Raw genomic sequence first — 18,095 nt, 5'->3', positions numbered from 1 at the left:
GTGCGCGTCGGCGACCGGGGTGACGTCGTATCCGCCGGAGGTAGGGCGCCGGTAGTTCTGCTCCCGCTCCGTTCCTACTTCTGGCCGTGGATGCGCTCCTGGATAATCGGGCCATGGCGGTGAAGCAGTGCTCATGGGACGGGTGCGACTCGTTTGCTGCCTACGGCACCCGCACGAAGCCCGCGTGGTGCGATGAGCACATCACCGAGATCCTCCGGCGGGGTGGTCTTGAGCCTCTGGAGCCGTTCGCCAGCTCAACCGGTTTCCGGCTGACACGGTGTCTCGCGTGCGGCTGCGAGGCGCACTACCGGTTCGTCTACACGCTCGACAAGAACCGCGATCAAGAACCGACGTGCCGTGCCTGTCACTGGGCGAAGTGGACGGCTACCGCGCTGCGCTTTGGCGCAGAACTGGTGGGTGCTGACATCGTTGACGACGAGCACGCCCGGCTCGTGGCGGAGTCGCATGGGTACGACTACCTCGGAGCGGCTCCGATCCCGCCTGCATACCGGGTTCGCTGTCGGTACTGCGGGCGGATCACCGCCGACCGTCTGGGCGACATCGGCTGGGGTTGTAGCTGCCAGGTCAACCCCCGGCGGCCAGCGTCGGTCCAGGGTCAGCCTGAGCAGGCGTTTGACCCTGTGCCTCGGCTGAACCCCGAGCTGGTCGAGCAGTGGCATCCCACACTCAACGACCCCCTGCGTGTCACGACGATCTCGCCCAACTCCAAGCGGCGCGTCCATTGGCGTGACCCGGTGTGTGGGCACGGGTGGGTCGCCACGCCGGCCGATCGCGAGAAGCGACCGCGGTTGCGTTGCCCGGAGTGCCGGACGATCCTCGACTCCCTCGCCTGGCATCACCCCGATCTCGCAGCGCAGTGGTCGAAGGACAACCCTTTGAGCGCCTGGCACGTTCGTCCGAGCGGATCGCTCACCTTCACCCCGGAGTGGGTCTGCCCGAAGGACGCCACGCACCGTTGGCGGATGGCCGCGACGGCGCGTGTGCAGGGGTCGACGTGTCCGATGTGCCGCGAGAGCGGGAAGTCGATGGTCGAGCTGCGGTACTTCGAGGCGCTGCGTACTGAGTTCGGGGAGGCGTTCAGCGGCTTGGCTGTCCGCAACCCGGCCTTCAAGCGACGCACGGTGTGGGTGCCGGACGTGACAGTGCATCTCGCGAGCGGGCGCACCCTCATGGTGGAGTACGACGGCGGCTACTGGCATGCCGCGAAGGCTGGCGTGGACCTCGACAAGTCTCAGGATCTCCTGGCCGCAGGTGCGCTCGTGGTCAGGCTGCGTGAGTCGCCTTTGGCTTCGTTGGGCATCTCGTCCGGTGACTACCTCGAGCTCACGGTCAGCCCTTCGGCTCCGGCTCCCGAACGGGCTGTGGCAGCCATTCGCGAGTGGCTCGTGTCCGCAGGTGAGCACACGCCTGCGCCATGAGGTCGGGCGCCCGCGAGTGGGGAGGGTCGCTGACCATCCAGCCGGACCATGTACGTCCTGGCCCACGGCCTAGTTCAGATCACGTTCGTCGGCGCAGACCTGTCGAGGGCGGTCACGCCGATGGGTCTCCAGGTCCGCACCACTGGGTCTGATTCTCGGTGCCACGGACGTGTGGATGGTCCGATGACCGCCCTAGTCAGCGCGGCGCTGCTCGCGTCCGTCGTGATCGACGCGGCGGCTCGCCGGGTTTGGCAGACGCCACCGCGGCAACACGGTGACACGGCTCCTGCACCGCCCTTACGAGCGGCTCGACGCCGACGCCGTCGCGCCGATCATCAACCAGGCGTTCTCGATCGACCGGAATGCCAAGAAGCGCAGCCGCGTCCGAGGCGCCCTCGAGGTCTACTGGCGCACCTGCCTGGACAGCGCCTACGCGCAGGTCGCGGTGTGCGACAGCCGGGTGGTCGTGTCAACGACGGCCCAAGACTGACCCCTTATCGTCGTCTGAAAGTTGACCCCTCCGGTGGTGGTTGTGTCCTACTTGTCGGTTTTTGTGGTGAGTAGTTCGCGGCGCGCTCGGGTGCGGTAGGAGTCGCCGGTCAGGGTGACGACCTCGGCGTGGTGCACGAGGCGGTCGATCATCGCGGCGGCGACGACCTCGTCGCCGAAGACCTCACCCCAGCGCCCGAAGGGCAGGTTCGAGGTGATGATCAGCGAGCCTTGTTCGTAGCGTGCTGCGACGAGCTGGAAGAAGAGGTTCGCGGCGTCATGGTCGAACGGGATGTAGCCGACCTCGTCGATGATCAAGACCTTGTAGCGGCGCAGGCGTCGCAGCTCGGCGTCCAGGAGGCCGGCGGCGTGCGCTGTGGCGAGGCGGTCGAGCCATCCGGTCGCGGTGTTGAACAGGGCGAGGTTCCCGGCGTGGATCGTCTTGATGCCCAGCGCGATCGCTAGGTGGGTCTTGCCGGTCCCGGGCGGGCCGAGCAGGATCACGTTCTCGGCCTTCGGCACGAACGCGCACGAGGCCAGGTGCGCGAGTTGATCGCGGCGAAGCCCGGGCTGGTGGGTGGTGTTGAAGTCCTCGAGCGTCTTCAGCGCAGGGAGGTGCGCCTGGCCCATGCGGGTGACGATCCCGGCGGCTTCCCGGTCGGCGAGTTGGCGGTCCAGGACCGCGGCGAGGTACTCCTCGTGGGACCAGCCCTCGGCGCGGGCCCGATCGCCGAGCTCGGCGAACACCCGCCCGATCGTCGGCGTCTTGAGAGCCCGGGCCTGGTAGGCGATCCGGGACGTCGTCTGCTCGGCGTTCATCCGGCCACCCCCTGCCCGTCCTCGGCGGCCGCGTGGCCGATGGCGGGGTCGACGCCGAACAGGGTGTCGTAGTCAGACAAGGCGCGCAGCGGCACGATCGTGCCGTCCGCGTGCGTCCTGGCGCCGGCCAGTCGAGCCTGCTCGGCGCGGGCGTCGATGGTCTGCTGGTACTGCTTGCGCAGGACCGCCGCGGTGGCCACATGCGCGGGATCGGTGATCGTGGCGTGGTCGGCCCAGCAGCGGGCATGGGAGGCCACCTGCCGGTCCTCGCACGTGACCCATACCCTCGTCAGGTCCGCGTGCACCTCGACCATCCGCCCGATGACGGACGGGTCGACGGAGTAGTCGTTGGAGTCCAGGCGCACGTAGTAGTCCCGGCCCAGGCGCACCCGGTGATGCCAGCCCGTCGTCGGGGCCACCGGCGGCAGCGGCAGCATCAGGGGCCGTTCCCGATCGAAGACCTCCGCGGGCCGGGCGCCGAGCGCCCGCACGACGCGCTGGTTGGCGTCCTGCGCCAGCCACCCGCCGAGCTGGGTGTTGAAGTCGCCCGGTCCCGCGAACCGGCGCCCCGGCAAGAACGACGACTCCAGGTACCGGTTGTGGCGCTCGACGCCGCCCTTGAACTCCGGGTCCGCGGCCGGAGCGATCACCGCACGGGCGCCCAGCGAACCGACGAACGCGCGCATCGACTGCGTCGGCACCCCGCGCGTGGTGGCGATCGCTGACTCCCTGTCCCACCACAACCGGTGCGGGACCGCGTTCATCTGCCCCAGCAGCTGCCACATCGCCGCGGTCAGGTCCCCGCTGCGCCGCGAGGGCACCATGACCGCGCACATGTACCGCGAGTACGTCGCGACCATCACCAGGACCGGCAACATCATCGCCTGCCCATGCCCCACCGCGATCCGCGGCTCGGGGAACCACAGGTCGCACTGCACCGTGTCTCCGGGCTCGTGCACGACCCGGTCGGCCGGATCGATCCCGCGATACTCCGGACGGATGTCGCGGATCCTATCCTTGAGGATCGTCAACGAGCGCGTCCACCCGATCCGCTTGGCGATCACCGTCGCCGGCATCGTCGGGTCCAGCCGCAACTGCTCACGCACCAGCGGCTCGACCTCGTCGACCAGCGAACCCCTCGCCGGCCGCGAGTACCGCGGCGGATCGCTCGCCGCCAACGCCGCCCGCACCGTGTTCCGCGCGACACCCAGCCTCCGCGCGATCGCCTTGATCGGCACGCCCTCAGACCTGTGCAACCGGCGGATCTCCGCCCAGTCCTCCATCGAGATCATCCCTCCAGACTCAGCCAAAGGGGTCAAGATTCATCCGTCGCCACAGGGTCAGTTTTCAGGCGTCGTCAACAGGTCGGCGTCCTCATGGGGCGGGTCGCCGTGGAGAACCGCATCCCCGGCAGCGCAGACGCCGGTCCAGCGTCACGCTGGGCGGGCCGCACCCACTGGATTGGCTCACCATCTAGTCAGCGATACCATCTAGTCATGGACGAGCGCCTGTGGCCAGCCGATCTCATGCGGGGAGCTCTGGACCTCTGCGTGCTTCGCATCGTCGGCGACGGTCCTACCTACGGGTATGCCATCGCCGCGGCCCTGTCCGAGCGCGGCCTGGGAACTGTCAAGGGCGGCACGCTCTACCCGCTGCTCAAGCGGTTCGAGGGCGCCGGGTGGGTCACGGTCGACTGGCGCCCCGGCGACGGCGGCCCTGGCCGCAAGTTCTACGTCCTGACCGCAGCCGGTCGGGCTGTCCTCAACGAGCGCGCAGATATCTGGAACGCGTTCGCCGCCGTCGTCACGTCATTCGCCAACGCGCAGAACACCTCCGAGGAGGCTCTCTCATGAGCACACCAAGACCCGGCTGGTACCCCGACATCGCCCCCCACGTTGAGCCCGCCTGGCGTGAGACCTTTGTGTTCGAGCTCCGTCTGGCGGGCGTGAGCGGCGCGGACGTCGGCGCGTCGTTGGCGGAGGTGGAGTCACACGTCGTCGACAGCGGGGAGACAGCGCGCGACGCCTTCGGTGAGCCGGCCGACTATGCCCGCAGTCTGGGCCTGCCCACCGCGCCCGACCAGACCACCGCGGCCACCCTGCGCACCGTCTGGCCGGTGGTGCTCTGGGTGCCCGGGATGATGGCCGCGATCACCGCAGCGCCAGAAGCCGCGACCGGGGCGAACGTCATCGTGCGGGTCTCGGTCATCCTCGCGACGCTGCTCGCCGTCGCGACCTTCGTGCTCGCGGCGCGTTGGGCGGCGCCACTGTTGCGAGCGGCCGTCTCCCATCGCTGGGGCCTCCTGGCCATCACGATCCTCGTCGGTCTGACGTTCGTGCTGCTCGCCCTCCTGCTCGCCACAGGTGCCCTCACGATCGGAGGAAACCTCGACCTTCCAAGCAGGTGGGTCGTCTCCGTCGGCCTGCTGGCCGTCGCGGCTGGCACCGTGTGGGCCCAGATCGCGGCCCCGCGCACCGTCGACGTAATCCGGGCCCCGCTCGATGACGACGACGCGTCGCAGCGCGGACCCGTGATGGCAGCGCGGGTCGTGCTCCTGCTGCCACTGCTCCTCACCGTAGCGCTGGTAGTCGCGGGATGGGGCCGCGCGACCTGACTACCCGCCCACCGGGCGGGGGGTCCGCTCAGCGAGTCGCTGTGTCCTGACCGGGAGTTGGATGCTCGCTCCGGCGTCCCGTGAGTGAGGTCACCGTTCGTCTCGCCAGCGCAGGGCCCGGTCTTCTCCGCGCTCCGTTGCTCACACGCCCGCCCGTTCGCCCTCATCACCTTCCATGGCCACGGCGGCCTGAGTGATCGCGCACCGCCACGGACGAACGGCGGCGTGGACCTTGACGTCGGGGCAGCCCCTCGCGTGACGGACATGCTCACGATCCAGGACGGCGAGTCCCTGACCCGCTACCCGCGCCCGATGTCGACGGGCTAGTACTACGGCCCCCGCAACCCGGACGGGTTCCCCCTCGCCAGCGTCCACCAGACCCCGACCGCCGGCGCACCCGACCCCGTCGAACGCACCGTCCCCAAGGGCGGATACGTCGGCGCGCTCGGCTGCAAGTTCTACGCCTCCACCACACGCCAAGGGCAGAAAGTCAACCGCCCACGAAGTCCTGAACCTTCTATGTCTTGTCAAGCCGGGGCGGGTGTCCCGGCGGCCGTGCTGGCGGCGGCTTCGTAGGCGGCGGTCAGGGTGCGGTGGATCTGGCGGGCGAGGTAGCGCTTGAGGACGCGTCGTATCTCACGTCTGGTGCGCCCTTCGGCGAGGCGTCGTTCCACGTAGGCCCGGGTTTCGGGGTCATGGATCATGCGGGTGACGACGGTCACGTGGAGGGCTTGGTTCACTCGCCGGTCCCCGCCTCGGTTGAGCCGGTGACGAACGGTGTTGCCCGACGACGCCGGGATCGGGTTGACGCCCGCGAGGGAGGCGAACGCGGCCTCGTCACGCAGCCGCCCTGGGTGTGACCACGCGGCCGTCACGACGGCGGCGGTGACGGGGCCGATGCCGATCTTCTCCAGCAGCACCCTCGCTGGGGAGCGTTCAAGGAGTTCGAGGGTGTGCTTGGTGTTCTCGGCGAGCTCGTCGGTCAGGGCCGTGATCCGCTTGGCCATCCGCACGGCCTCGGCTCGGGCGGTGGCGGCGCCGACGTCCTCAGCGCGGGTCCGCCAGTGAGACGCCTCGACGATCTGCGCGTTCGTCAGCGGTTCGCGCGCGTCGAGCCCCAGGTCGACGGTGCGCGCCAGCGCGGTCAGCGCGTTGACGTAGCCAGTCCGCTCGGTCGTCATCGCGTCGCGAGACATGATCAAGACCCGCAACGCTGCACGTACCCCGTCCTCCCGGCGCGGGTGGCGCAGTTGATCGACCTGCAAAGGCAGGACGGCGGCAGCGATCCGGCGGGCGTCGAGCGGATCAGACTTGCCTACCCCACGGTGGGAGCGGGCGTCCATCCGGGCCGCCTCGACGACCTGATAGCCGCGGCGGGCAGCAACCGCTGCCAAGCGCGATCCGTAGGAGCCGGTGCCCTCGATCACCCACAGCACATCGAGGTCACCGCCGGTGCGACGGGCCACCCAGTCCAGGGCTCGCGCCATCGCGGCCTCGGCAGCTGGGAACTGGGCGGCGTCCACCTGTTCGCCGGTGGCGGCGGCCAGAATCGACAGGACGTGGTTCTGGGCATGGGTGTCGACCCCGACGACGTACGGGTGAGCATGCGCGACGATTGTCACTGCGACTGGGTCCTTCCTTCCGGGAACAACGGGTCCGGCCGCAACGGCCGGCGCCGACCCGGGGAAGAGTCACTTCAGGGCAGCTCTGTGATGAGTCACGACGAGTCCGCGACAGCGGGGTCGGACAGCCTTCTGATCAAGCCACCGAGGTGGGCCGGGATGGCGCCGGCCACCCGCACCCACCGGACAGTTCAGGACCAAGGCACCACACGACGCGGGCCAGAGACACAACGAGTCACAGCAAGAGCAGACGACCAGCGCCATCCTCAGCAGCCAGTCCCGGACCAGCCACCTGAAGACTCACAGAGACATACGAACGTGCACGATGTCCCGAGACACATCGTCCACGATGTCCTGACATCACACCGCCAGCCAGCCACCACCGAAAGCGCGCCAGAGCCGAAAGTTGACCCCGACTCCGGCGCCCTGCGTGCGCTTGCGGACCAACCGGCAGTTGCGCAGACGCACCGCCCAGCCGAGGACCACGGTGCCGTCCTCGCGCTGGGTCGGTGTGTTCCGATCGATGGACGTCTCGCCCGGTTCCAGACGGGTCCTCGCGGCTGCCTTCTTCTCCACGCTTGGTCAACGAACAGGGACTCTCTGACCTACGCGCGAGCGTAGGTGGCGCTACAGACCCCTAGCTGCCTGTAGCGCCCACCATCGCTGACCAGAGGCTCTACTCGTTCTCGTTGAGGCCGTGGCACACCTTGTACTTCTTGCCCGAGCCGCACGGGCACTGCGCGTTGCGCGGGGTGCCCGGGAACGTGCGGCCGTCGGCCTCGGTCGCCTGGGCCTCGCCGTGCAGCGCGCGGCGCGAGCGGCGGTCCGCCTCGCCGTCGGCGGCCGCGGTGACGCCCGTGCCGCTCTCGCTGGGACCGCTGAACGACAGCGGCACCTGGGGGCCGCGATCCTCCAGACCCTTGCCGAGCAGCACCGGCGCGACCGGTCTGCCCGCGCTCGCCGGGGCCGGGGCGCCGGCCGCAGCCGGCACCGCGGGCGCAGCCGGGGCGTCGGCCGCTGCGGTGGGCGCCGGCGCAGCCGATGCCAGGCCGGGGGCGGACTGCGCTGCGGCCGCGGCGTCGGCGGCCGTGACGGCCGGGGCGCCCTCGGCCGGCGCCTGCTGCACCTGAACCTCAAGGTTGTACAGGAACCCGACCGACTCCTCCTTGATGGCGTCGGTCATGGCCGAGAAGAGCTGGAAGCCCTCGCGCTGGTACTCGACCAGCGGGTCGCGCTGGGCCATCGCCCGCAGGCCGATGCCCTCCTTGAGGTAGTCCATCTCGTACAGGTGCTCGCGCCACTTGCGGTCGAGCACCGAGAGCACGACGCGGCGCTCGAGCTGGCGCATGGCCGACTCGCCCAGCGTCTCCTCGCGCGCCTCGTAGGCGACCTGCGCGTCCGACAGCAGCTCGTCACGCACCATCTCACGCGTGACGCGGCCGATCCCGCCGGCCTCCTCGACGACGTCGTCGACCGAGATCGAGACCGGGTAGACCGACTTGAGCGCGGTCCACAGGCCCTCCAGGTCCCACGACTCGGGCGCGCCCTCGGAGGTGGCGCCGTCGACGTAGGCGCCGATGACGTCGGTGCGGAAGTGGCCCACCTGCTCGACGAGGTCCTCGCCCTCGAGCACGCGGCGGCGCTCGGCGTAGATGACCTCGCGCTGACGCGACATGACGTCGTCGTACTTCAGGACGTTCTTGCGGATCTCGAAGTTGCGCGCCTCGACCTGCGACTGCGCGGACTGGATGCCGCGCGTGACCATCTTGGACTCGAGCGGCACGTCGTCGGGGAACCCGGCGCGGTTCATCATCGACTCGGCCAGGCCCGAGTTGAACAGGCGCATGAGGTCGTCCTGCATCGACAGGTAGAACCGCGACTCACCCGGGTCGCCCTGACGGCCCGACCGGCCGCGCAACTGGTTGTCGATGCGGCGCGACTCGTGGCGCTCGGTGCCCAGCACGTACAGGCCGCCCAGCGCGGTGACCTCGTCATGCTCGGCCGCGACGGCCTCCTTGGCCTTCTCGAGCGCCTCGGGCCATGCGGCCTCGTACTCCTCGGGCCGCTCGACGGCGTCGTAGCCGCGCTCGGCCATCTGCTGCACGGCGAGGAACTCGGCGTTGCCGCCGAGCATGATGTCGGTGCCTCGACCGGCCATGTTGGTCGCCACGGTGACGGCGCCCTTGCGGCCCGCGAGCGCGACGACGGACGCCTCACGCTCATGCTCCTTGGCGTTGAGCACCGAGTGCGGCACGCCGGCCTTGCGCAGCTGCGCCGACAGGTACTCCGACTTCTCGACCGAGGTGGTGCCCACGAGCACCGGCTGGCCCTTGGCGTGCCGCTCGACGATGTCGGCGACGACCGCCGCGAACTTGCCCTCCTCGTTCTTGTACACGAGGTCGGGCTGGTCGATGCGGATCATCGGCTTGTTGGTCGGGATCGGCACGACGCCAAGCTTGTAGGTGCCCTGGAACTCGGCGGCCTCGGTCTCGGCCGTACCGGTCATGCCCGCGAGCTTGGAGTACAGGCGGAAGTAGTTCTGCAGCGTGATCGTGGCGAGCGTCTGGTTCTCGGCCTTGATCTCGACGCCCTCCTTGGCCTCGATCGCCTGGTGCATGCCCTCGTTGTAGCGGCGGCCCGGCAGCATACGTCCCGTGTGCTCGTCGACGATCATGACCTCGCCGCCGAGGACGACGTAGTCCTTGTCGCGCTTGAAGAGCTCCTTGGCCTTGATCGCGTTGTTGAGGAACCCGATGAGCGGCGTGTTGAGCGACTCGTACAGGTTGTCGATGCCGAGGTAGTCCTCGACCTTCGCGATGCCCGGCTCAAGCACGCCGACGGTGCGCTTCTTCTCGTCGACCTCGTAGTCGTCGCCCGCGCTCAGCCGGCGCACGACCTTCGAGAACTCGGTGTACCAGCGGTTGGCGTCGCCCGACGACGGCCCCGAGATGATCAGCGGCGTGCGCGCCTCGTCGATGAGGATCGAGTCGACCTCGTCGACGATGGCGAAGTGGTGGCCGCGCTGCACCAGGTCGTCGGTCGCCCACGCCATGTTGTCGCGCAGGTAGTCGAAGCCGAACTCGTTGTTGGTGCCGTAGGTGATGTCGCACTGGTACTGCTCACGGCGCTCAGCGGGCTGCTGGCCCGTGACGATGACGCCCGTGGTCATGCCGAGGAACCGGTAGACGCGGCCCATGAGCTCGCCCTGGTACTTGGCCAGGTAGTCGTTGGTGGTCACCACGTGCACGCCCTTGCCCTCCAGGGCGTTGAGGTAGGCGGCCGTGGTCGCGACCAGGGTCTTGCCCTCACCGGTCTTCATCTCGGCGATATTGCCCAGGTGCAGGGCCGCGCCGCCCATGAGCTGCACGTCGAAGTGCCGCTGGCCGAGCGTGCGGCGCGCGGCCTCGCGCACCGTGGCGAACGCCTCGGGCAGCAGGTCGTCGAGCTTCTCGCCGTGGGCGAGCCGCTCGCGGAACCGTGCGGTCTCCTCGCGCAGCTCCTCGTCGCTCATGTCCGTGAAGCCCGACTCCAGGGCGTTGACCTGTTGGGCCAGCCCGTGCAGCTTCTTCACGACCCGGCCCTCGCCAAGCCGGAGCACCTTCTCGAGGATCGCAGGCACGCGGTTCTCCTATGTCATATCGAGGGCGCGACAAGTCGTCGCTCCCTAGGTCACCCCGGCCATCCTAGGCCCGAGGGCCGCGGCGACGACGCGGGGTTCGCCCGTGGGAGAACCCCCCGTCCGCCTGCGTCGCACGACGCGGCGCGCGCACGACCTCATTCCGACGGGCTCAACCGCCGTCGGACGCAACCGCGGCGGTGAGCGCCGGCGCCAGGTCACCGGACGGCTCGACGACGACGTCGCCCAGCCCCAGCCACCCCGCCATCGCTCGCAGCTGCGCGGCCAGTCGCGCCGCCGTCGCGCCGCGGTCGGGCGCGGTGAGCCACGGCTCGGCGTGCGCCGAGCGCACGCGCAACGCTCCCCCACCCGCGCCCTGCCGGTCTGCCTTGAGGTCGACGCGCGCGCTGACGCGCTCGCCGTCCAGGAACGGCAGCACGTAGTACCCGTGGACCCGTCTGGCCGCCGGCACATAGATCTCGATGCGGTACGTCGTCCCGAACAGCTCCTCCAGACGTGATCGCTCGAACACCAGCGGGTCGAACGGGCTCAGCAGCGCCGCCCCCTGCGCCCGGCGCGGCAGGGCGGCGTCGCGGTGCAGGTACCACGGCCCGCGCAGCCCCTCGACGTCCACCGGCACGAGCGCGCCCTCCTCCACGAGCTCGGCCAGCGCGGTCGGAACCAGGGTGTTGGTGACCCCACGCCGCAGCCGGAAGTAGTCACGCAGGTCGCGCACGGTGGCGATCCCGTGCGCCCGTGCGCCGACCTCCAGCAGCGCCTTGATCGCCTCGGCGTCCGACACGGGCGGCGCGTCGAGCACGGCGTGCGGCAGCACCCGCTCGGGCAGGTCGTAGCGTCGCTCGAACTGGGGCGTGCGCCCGGCTGAGACGACCTCGCCCGTGAAGAAGAGCAGCTCCAGCACCCGTTTGGCGGCCGACCAGTTCCAGCCCCACTCCTGGCTGGCCGCGCGGGCGCCGACCCCGTCCTCGGTCAGCAGCGCGTGCACCTGCGAGCCGGTCACGGGGCCACGCTCGGCGAGGATCGCGCGCACCGCCGCGAGCTCGGCCGGGTGCGCGTCGGCGGCGGAGGAGATCGCGCCCCACGCGTGGTCGCGGTAGGCGCGCCGGCGCCAGGCGAGCAGCGGCCACGTCTCGACCGGCACGAACGACGCCTCGTGCGCCCACGCCTCGACCAGCCGCCGCGGCGCGCGCGAGTGCAGGCGGTCCAGCAGCCCCACGTCATAGGGGCCCAGGCGCGAGAACAACGGCACCAGATGGGCGCGCGCGAGCACGTTGACCGAGTCGATCTGCAGCAGCCCCAGGCGGCGCACGGCCGCCGTCACCTGGCGCAGGCCGGGCGCGGGGCCGTCGGGGCGGGCGCGGTGCAGACCCTGGGCTGCGAGCGCGACGCGGCGCGCCTGCGAGAGCGAGAGGCGTTCGGGCGCCCGCGCGCGGGAGCGCCCGGACACGACGGTGGCGACGGTCACCCCTTCAGGGTGCCCGCCGCCACCGACATCGGTCGCCGGTCGGATCAGGTCAGCTCACTCACCGGCAGCACGCCCATGCACTGCTGGTCGAGCTGCACGACGCCGTACGTCCAGCCCTTGCGCTTGTAGACCGCGGACGGCCGCGCCGACTCCTTGTCGATGAACAGGAAGAAGTCGTGGCCGACGAGCTCCATCTGGTACACGGCCTCGTCAACCGTCAGCGGGTCGGCCGAGTGGAGCTTCTGGCGGATGGTGACGGGCGAGTCGCCGAGCTGGTGCTCGACGGCGGCGCCGTCCGCCACCAGCGCGGCGGCCTCGACCGCCGGCTCGGGCTCGGAGGCCTTGACCTCGTCGTACGGACGCACGTCGACCGGAGCCAGCACATAGCTGCGGCGGTGGTCCTTGCGGCGGTCGCGGGTGCGGCGCAAGCGTTCGGTCAGCTTGTCGATGGCGAGGTCAAGGGCGCCGTACCGGTCGTCCGCAGCGGCCTCCGCGCGGATCACGGGTCCCTTCGCACGCACGGTGAGCTCGACGCGCTCTGCGACGTCGGCCAGCTTGGGGTTGTTCTCGTGCGTGAGCTCGACGTCCACGCGCTGCGCGAGCGGCGCGAGCTGTGTGACCTTGGCGAGCTTGTCCTCTACATGGCGGCGGAAACGCTCGGGCACTTCCGTGTGCCTGCCGACGACGACGATCTCCATCGTGTAGCTCCCTTCTGGGGAGGGCGCCCGTCCCGCGAGCGCCCGGTGTGCTCTGGGGTCATCCGGATGACCGGATGCCGGTGACGGCACCACCTCCAAGACGCGCCCGTGACACGGGCCAGCGGCGGCCCGAGAGCGGGACTGGCGCCCTCGGTGAGCCCTCAGGCTAGCCCCGGTCACGCCTGTGCAACACCGCTAAGGGCCGCGTGGCGCGACCAGATCCGCCGTACGCCCCGGGGAGGGTGTCGCGGCCAGCGCAAATGCGCCGACAACGTCGGTCCCAGCCGCCTCCAAGCAGCGCTCCGCGGCGGCGAGAGTCGCGCCCGTGGTCACGACGTCGTCGACGATGAGGCACACGGGCGCGCCCCCGCGTCCCGTGCGCCGGGCCGCGCGCGCCAGCGTCGCGAGGTCGGCGCGCACCGCGACGTTCGCGCCCCGCTCACGGACCCCGAGACCGACCTGGTCCGAACCCCGGACGCGACGCAGTGCGGGGGCGGGCCGCGCGCCGAGTCCCGCCGCGAGCGCGCGGGCGACGGGCGCCAGGTGCTCGCGCCCGCGCACACGGCGCGCGGCCGCGCTCGACGGCGCCGGGACCACCAGCAGGGGCCGACTCCCGACGGCGCGGGCCAGCGTCCCGGCGAGCGCGCCGGCCGCCCGCGCGGCCGCCGGCGCCAGCAGCGCGTCGAGGTCGACGCGCCCCTTGTCCTTCCAGGCGACGACGACGCCGCGCACCGCGCCCTCGTAGCGCGCCAGCGTCCACACCGGCAGTGGCGCGACGCCGTCGAGCCTGTCGAGGCGCGCCGCGGCGCGCTCGGCGCGGACCGGGCGGCCGGCGAACGGCGCCGCGCATGCGGGGCACCACGCGACGTCGGGCATGCCGCAGCCGGGGCACTCGACCGGCACGACGAGGCGGGCGAGGTCGCGCACAGCGGCGGTCAACGGTCGGGGCATGCCCGCATCCTGCCGCCGCCGCCGCGCACGGGGGCGCCGCCGCGGCGCGCGCTGTGGACGACGTCGGCGATCCACAGCGGGCCGCCGCGTGCGGGCGCCTCAGCCGGGGAACGCCATGAGGCTCACGTCCTGGCCGATCACCGGCCACACGGCCGAGGCCTGGTGCAGGTACAGCACACCCTGCGCGTCGAGCGCGAGGATGTCGCCCGTGCCGACCGACGCGCTGAGCGCGGTGACCCCGTTGACCCCGGGGACCCGGCGCGCGAGCCCTCCGGCCGACCCGGCCAGGCCCCCCACTCCCGCGAGGTACACCCCGGCGCTGCCCTCACCCTGGCCGAGCAGCGCGAGCGCCGTCTCGTCCTGCCACACCGCCTGCGTGACCCCCGCGACCGACTGCCCCACGATGAGGGGCCGCGCGAGCGCCGTCGGGACGCCGTGGACGTCGCGCACGACGCCCGCGACCTGCACCTGGGTTCCGCCCTGGCCCACCGACACGAGGGCCACGCGGGCGCCCTCGGGGGAGACCGCCAGCGACGTCACGGTGCGTCCGTCGAGCCATGGCGCCGCGACCGGGTAGACCCCCCCGCTCGGCAGCACCACCTGGATCGGCCCGGTGGGCTCGCCGCTCCACACGGCGCCGAACCGGTCGACCGACGGCGCGAGCAGCGTCGTGCCCTGCAGCAGCGCGGTGGGATCGCCGGTCACGCGCACCAGGCGGCCGGCGCCGTCACGCACCACGACCGGAGCCCCGCCGGAGCCGACCGCGAGCGCCGTCGGGTCGAGCCCGCCCAGGCTCACGGCCGTGTCGGACTGCACGAGCTCGCGGCCCGCGAGCGACCACAGGGCGCCGTCGCGCAGCACGAGCGCGGGCCCGGACGGCCGCGGCGGCGTGAGCGAGGCGACGTCCGACGGCGCGATCGGACCGTTGCGGTCCAGCAGCGTGATGCCGATCGACTCGCCCGTGCCGTCCGAGAGCGTCGCGCGCAGCTGCGCCACGAACAGGCCGCGCGCGGTGGCCGACGCCTCACTGATCTGGTCCGTGAGCGAGACCTGGAGGTTGCCGTCGGGCCCGTCGGTCACCGAGTTGAGCGCGAGCGCCGTCCCGGCGGGCAGCACGGGCTCGACGGCGGCGCCGAGCCAGTCGGGCGGGCCCGCCAGGATCTCCCGCACGGCGTTGGTGCGCCAGGACTGCTGCGGGAACCACCGCACGTCGGGCACCCAGGCCTGCTGGTCCGGGGACAGGAAGTTCAGGCGCGTGCGGTGGAACGTGGTGGTGAAGACCTGGGACGGGACCAACAGCCCGTCCTCGAGCGAGTCGATGCGCCACTGCCCGCTCTCCTTGGTCAGCTCGAACGTCGTCTCCTTGCTGATCGGCGTCGGCTCCTCGGTCAGGACCCCCTGCTCGTCGAGCGAGGCGACGACGGTGCCCGAGGCGTGCACCACGGCGTGGCCCTGCTGGTCGTCCGAGGTGTCGGACACGGTGAGCTGGGCGACCCCGTCGAGCACGAACACCTGCGCGTACGGCTTCCACGTCGTGCCCGCCCCCGCCGTCAGGTACTCCAGCGCCACGCTGAACGGCGTGGTCGACGTCGGGCCGGCCTGCGCGGCGAGCAGGAAGCCGCGCACGATCGCGTCGGGCTCGGCGCCGAGCACCGGACTCTCGGCGATGAACCCGATGCCGGGGTCGCGCCGCACGTCGGTGCCGCCCTCCTGCACCCGCCCCGAGACAGGGATGGCGCTGCACCCCGCCAGCAGCGCGGCGGCCACGGCGGCGGCCACGGCGGCGCGCAGCCGCCGCGCGCCGCTCATGCGCGCGCCTCGCGTCCCTGCGGGGCGGGCGCCGTCGACGGCTCGACGTCGGGCAGCGCGCTCAGGTCGGGGATCGCGCTCGGTGTGGGCCCCTCGGCGGGCATGACGACGGGGATCTGGCCGGTCGGCAGGCCCGTCAGCGCGCGCGGCGTCGGGACCAGTGGCAACGGCGGGTCCTCGACCGACAGGCCGGCGCGCCGCGGCAGCGTGAGCCGGAAGCTGGCCCCGTGCCCGGTGCGGCCCCAGGCTTCGAGGCGCCCGGCGTGCAGGTGCGCGTCCTCGAGCGAGATCGCCAGGCCGAGCCCGGTCCCGCCCGAGGTGCGGGCCCGGGCGGGGTCGGCGCGCCAGAACCTGTCGAACACGTGGGCGACCTCCTCGGGCGTCATGCCGATGCCGTGATCGCGCACCACGACGGCGACGGACTGGGCGTTGGCGCCGACAGTGATCTCCACGGGCTTGCCCTCGGCGTGCTCGACGGCGTTGACCACGAGGTTGCGCAGGACCCGCTCGACGCGGCGCGGGTCGACGTCGGCGACCGCGGGCTCGTCGGGCAGGTGCACCGACAGGAACACGCCCTTGCGCTCGGCGAGCGGGGTCGCGGTGTCGACGACGGCGGACACGATGCCCTCCAGGTCGCGCTGCTCGACGTCGAGCACCGCCGCTCCGGCGTCGAACCGCGAGATCTCCAGCAGGTCGGCGAGCAGCTCCTCGAAGCGGTCGAGCTGCTGCTGCAGCAGCTCCGCCGAGCGGCGCGCCCCGTCGTCGAGCTCGTCGCGCGCGGAGTGGATGACCTCACCGGCGATGCGGATCGTGGTCAGCGGAGTGCGCAGCTCGTGCGAGACGTCGGAGACGAAGCGGCGCTGGGCGGTCGACAATGCCTCCATGCGCCGGATCTGGTCTTGCAGGCTGGCGGCCATCTCGTTGAACGACCGGGCGAGCGTGGCCATCTCGTCGTAGCCCTTGCCGGGCATGCGCTCGGACAGGTGCCCGTCGGCCAGACGCGCGGCCGTGGCCGCGGCACGGCGCACGGGCGTGACGGCCTGCCGTGTGACGAGCCACGTGATCACGCCGATGAGCGCGACGATGGCGAGCGCGCCGAGCGCGAGCGTGCGCTGGACGAACCGCAGCGTCTCCTGCTCGGGCTGGAGCGAGTAGAGCGTGTACAGACCGAACTTGCCGCCCAGGGGCACGTCGACGGCCGCACCGAACACCACGCCGGGCTCGTCGTGACCGGACTCGCTGAAGGCCGCGGGGATCATGACGGACTGCCACATCTGGTGGTCCGAGGCGAGCGTCGCGGCGCGCAGCGCGTGCGAGGTGACGTCGTCGCGGGCCATCCACTGGGGTGAGGCGACAGTGTTGAGGGCGGCGGACGCGTCCGGAGAGCTGGCCAGCATCGACCCGCGCGCGCTCGACGCGCCGTTGCGCCGCGTGTCGGCGAGCGTGATGACCAACGCCTGCACGTCGGCCGTCGAGGTGACGGGGGCCGAGGCGAACGCCTCGCGCACGATGACGGCCGAGTGCGCCGCCTCCAGGTCGAGCTGCGCGACCCGCTGTTCGAACAGGCCGTCGCGCACCGACGTCGACAGGAACTCACCCAGCAGCGCGACGGTCACGACGCCGACCGCGAGCGCCGAGGTGACCACGCGCACCTGCATCGAGGAGCGCCAGCGGTAGACGGCGGCGCGCGCGCGGCGACCGACCAGCACGCGCAGGCGACGCCACAGCCCACCCGGCCCGGCGCGCCGGGCGTCCCAGTCCGCCGGCGCGGCGGCGCCCGAGGTGGTCACCGCGGGGCGCCCGCCTTGTAGCCCACGCCGCGGACGGTCAGGACGATCTCCGGGTTCTCAGGGTCACGCTCGACCTTCGAGCGCAGCCGCTGCACGTGCACGTTGACCAGGCGCGTGTCGGCCGCGTGCCGGTAGCCCCACACCTTCTCCAGCAGCACCTCACGGGTGAACACCTGCCACGGCTTGCGGGCCAGGGCCACGAGCAGGTCGAACTCGAGCGGCGTCAGGCCGATGCGGGCGCCGTCGCGCGTCACGGTGTGGCCGGTCACGTCGATCTCGAGGTCGCCGACCAGCAGGCGCTCGGGGCCCGGGTCCTCGGTGCGGCGCAGGCGCGCGCGGATGCGGGCCACGAGCTCCTTGGGCTTGAACGGCTTGGGCACGTAGTCGTCGGCGCCGGACTCCAGGCCCAGGACGACGTCGACGGTGTCGCTCTTGGCGGTCAGCATGATGATCGGGACACCCGACTCGGCGCGAATCTCGCGGCACACCTGCGTGCCGTCCTTACCCGGGAGCATCAGGTCGAGCAGGACGAGGTCGGGCTGGGCCGCGCGGAACGCGGCGACGGCGCCGTCGCCGTCGGCGCAGAACACCGGCTCGAAGCCCTCGGCGCGCAGCACGATGCCGATCATCTCGGCCAGGGCGGTGTCGTCGTCGACGACAAGAACACGCGACTTCATGCGACCAGTCTGCCAGCCGAAACCCGCACAGGTGGGCTCGGTGACCAGGCCTGGCGCGCTATCGTGACCCGACGACAGCCAGCCC

15 protein-coding genes and 1 pseudogene are annotated in these 18,095 nt (G+C 71.7%); 4 read left to right on the top strand and 12 right to left on the bottom strand.

Translation table 11 applies throughout. The features are described from left to right. The first annotated feature begins 113 nt into the window (after positions 1–113). Both EV386_RS01300 and EV386_RS01295 read left to right on the top strand, forming a co-directional pair. The gene (locus tag EV386_RS01300) at positions 114–1,439 is read left to right on the top strand and encodes a zinc-ribbon domain-containing protein (protein WP_130411620.1); all 1,326 of its coding nucleotides are present in this window, start codon (positions 114–116) and stop codon (positions 1,437–1,439) included. A gap of 274 nt (positions 1,440–1,713) precedes the next feature. Further along, entirely contained in the window at positions 1,714–1,929 is a 216-nt protein-coding gene (locus EV386_RS01295) for a hypothetical protein (RefSeq protein ID WP_130411618.1), read from the top strand. A gap of 47 nt (positions 1,930–1,976) precedes the next feature. On the opposite strand, the gene istB is transcribed toward EV386_RS01295, so the two are convergent. Then, complete coding sequence (gene istB / locus EV386_RS01290; RefSeq protein ID WP_130411616.1) at positions 1,977–2,747, bottom strand: IS21-like element helper ATPase IstB; 771 nt, start codon at positions 2,745–2,747, stop codon at positions 1,977–1,979. Beyond that, complete coding sequence (istA, locus tag EV386_RS01285; RefSeq protein WP_130411614.1) at positions 2,744–4,039, bottom strand: IS21 family transposase; 1,296 nt, start codon at positions 4,037–4,039, stop codon at positions 2,744–2,746. The genes istB and istA overlap by 4 nt, the downstream gene beginning before the upstream one ends. Positions 4,040–4,243: 204 nt before the next feature. On the opposite strand from istA, the gene EV386_RS01280 reads away from it, so the two are divergent. Both EV386_RS01280 and EV386_RS01275 read left to right on the top strand, forming a co-directional pair. After that, positions 4,244–4,600 carry a PadR family transcriptional regulator gene (locus tag EV386_RS01280; RefSeq protein ID WP_130411613.1) on the top strand — a complete coding sequence of 119 codons (357 nt, stop codon included), beginning with the start codon at positions 4,244–4,246 and terminating at the stop codon, positions 4,598–4,600. Then, a complete protein-coding gene (locus EV386_RS01275; RefSeq protein WP_130411611.1) occupies positions 4,597–5,361 on the top strand; it encodes a hypothetical protein in 765 nt (254 codons plus the stop codon). The genes EV386_RS01280 and EV386_RS01275 overlap by 4 nt, the downstream gene beginning before the upstream one ends. A gap of 527 nt (positions 5,362–5,888) precedes the next feature. Here the strand turns inward: EV386_RS01275 and EV386_RS01270 are convergent. The 10 genes and pseudogenes from EV386_RS01270 to mtrA form a co-directional block, all read right to left on the bottom strand. Next, positions 5,889–6,983 (bottom strand): IS110 family RNA-guided transposase, encoded by a 1,095-nt coding sequence (locus EV386_RS01270; RefSeq protein ID WP_130411609.1) that lies wholly within the window; start codon positions 6,981–6,983, stop codon positions 5,889–5,891. 360 nt (positions 6,984–7,343) lie between these two features. Then, positions 7,344–7,559, bottom strand: coding sequence for a hypothetical protein (locus EV386_RS01265; RefSeq protein ID WP_130411607.1), 216 nt, complete (start codon positions 7,557–7,559; stop codon positions 7,344–7,346). Between the two features lie 100 nt (positions 7,560–7,659). Continuing rightward, positions 7,660–7,878 (bottom strand): SEC-C metal-binding domain-containing protein, encoded by a 219-nt coding sequence (locus EV386_RS18930; RefSeq protein WP_423218989.1) that lies wholly within the window; start codon positions 7,876–7,878, stop codon positions 7,660–7,662. 222 nt (positions 7,879–8,100) lie between these two features. Next, a pseudogene (gene secA, locus EV386_RS01260) lies at positions 8,101–10,602 on the bottom strand (preprotein translocase subunit SecA); the annotation flags it as partial. 169 nt (positions 10,603–10,771) lie between these two features. Beyond that, positions 10,772–12,085 carry a winged helix-turn-helix domain-containing protein gene (locus EV386_RS01255; protein ID WP_242607776.1) on the bottom strand — a complete coding sequence of 438 codons (1,314 nt, stop codon included), beginning with the start codon at positions 12,083–12,085 and terminating at the stop codon, positions 10,772–10,774. A 44-nt stretch (positions 12,086–12,129) separates the two neighbouring features. After that, a complete protein-coding gene (gene hpf / locus EV386_RS01250) occupies positions 12,130–12,783 on the bottom strand; it encodes a ribosome hibernation-promoting factor, HPF/YfiA family (RefSeq protein ID WP_130411603.1) in 654 nt (217 codons plus the stop codon). Between the two features lie 195 nt (positions 12,784–12,978). Then, positions 12,979–13,734, bottom strand: a complete 756-nt coding sequence (locus tag EV386_RS01245; protein WP_130411601.1) for a ComF family protein — start codon at positions 13,732–13,734, stop codon at positions 12,979–12,981. A gap of 99 nt (positions 13,735–13,833) precedes the next feature. Further along, entirely contained in the window at positions 13,834–15,543 is a 1,710-nt protein-coding gene (locus tag EV386_RS01240; protein ID WP_130411599.1) for an LpqB family beta-propeller domain-containing protein, read from the bottom strand. Continuing rightward, complete coding sequence (gene mtrB / locus EV386_RS01235; protein WP_341272795.1) at positions 15,540–17,333, bottom strand: MtrAB system histidine kinase MtrB; 1,794 nt, start codon at positions 17,331–17,333, stop codon at positions 15,540–15,542. The genes EV386_RS01240 and mtrB overlap by 4 nt, the downstream gene beginning before the upstream one ends. Then, positions 17,330–18,010, bottom strand: a complete 681-nt coding sequence (gene mtrA / locus EV386_RS01230) for an MtrAB system response regulator MtrA (protein WP_130411597.1) — start codon at positions 18,008–18,010, stop codon at positions 17,330–17,332. The genes mtrB and mtrA overlap by 4 nt, the downstream gene beginning before the upstream one ends. Positions 18,011–18,095: the final 85 nt, after the last annotated feature.

The sequence above is a fragment of the Xylanimonas ulmi genome (assembly GCF_004216535.1).
Lineage (GTDB): Bacteria > Actinomycetota > Actinomycetes > Actinomycetales > Cellulomonadaceae > Xylanimonas > Xylanimonas ulmi.
This window is presented reverse-complemented; position numbering and strand designations above follow the sequence as displayed.

What these genes read in the sequence shown, in the direction of transcription:
- EV386_RS01280 (WP_130411613.1), top strand. Translation starts at nt 4,244, where the DNA reads ATGGACGAGCGCCTGTGGCCAGCCGATCTCATGCGGGGAGCTCTGGAC.
- EV386_RS01275 (WP_130411611.1), top strand. Translation starts at nt 4,597, where the DNA reads ATGAGCACACCAAGACCCGGCTGGTACCCCGACATCGCCCCCCACGTT.
- hpf (WP_130411603.1), bottom strand. Translation starts at nt 12,783, where the DNA reads ATGGAGATCGTCGTCGTCGGCAGGCACACGGAAGTGCCCGAGCGTTTC.
- EV386_RS01300 (WP_130411620.1), top strand. Translation starts at nt 114, where the DNA reads ATGGCGGTGAAGCAGTGCTCATGGGACGGGTGCGACTCGTTTGCTGCC.
- EV386_RS01245 (WP_130411601.1), bottom strand. Translation starts at nt 13,734, where the DNA reads ATGCCCCGACCGTTGACCGCCGCTGTGCGCGACCTCGCCCGCCTCGTC.
- istB (WP_130411616.1), bottom strand. Translation starts at nt 2,747, where the DNA reads ATGAACGCCGAGCAGACGACGTCCCGGATCGCCTACCAGGCCCGGGCT.
- istA (WP_130411614.1), bottom strand. Translation starts at nt 4,039, where the DNA reads ATGATCTCGATGGAGGACTGGGCGGAGATCCGCCGGTTGCACAGGTCT.
- mtrA (WP_130411597.1), bottom strand. Translation starts at nt 18,010, where the DNA reads ATGAAGTCGCGTGTTCTTGTCGTCGACGACGACACCGCCCTGGCCGAG.
- EV386_RS01240 (WP_130411599.1), bottom strand. Translation starts at nt 15,543, where the DNA reads ATGAGCGGCGCGCGGCGGCTGCGCGCCGCCGTGGCCGCCGCCGTGGCC.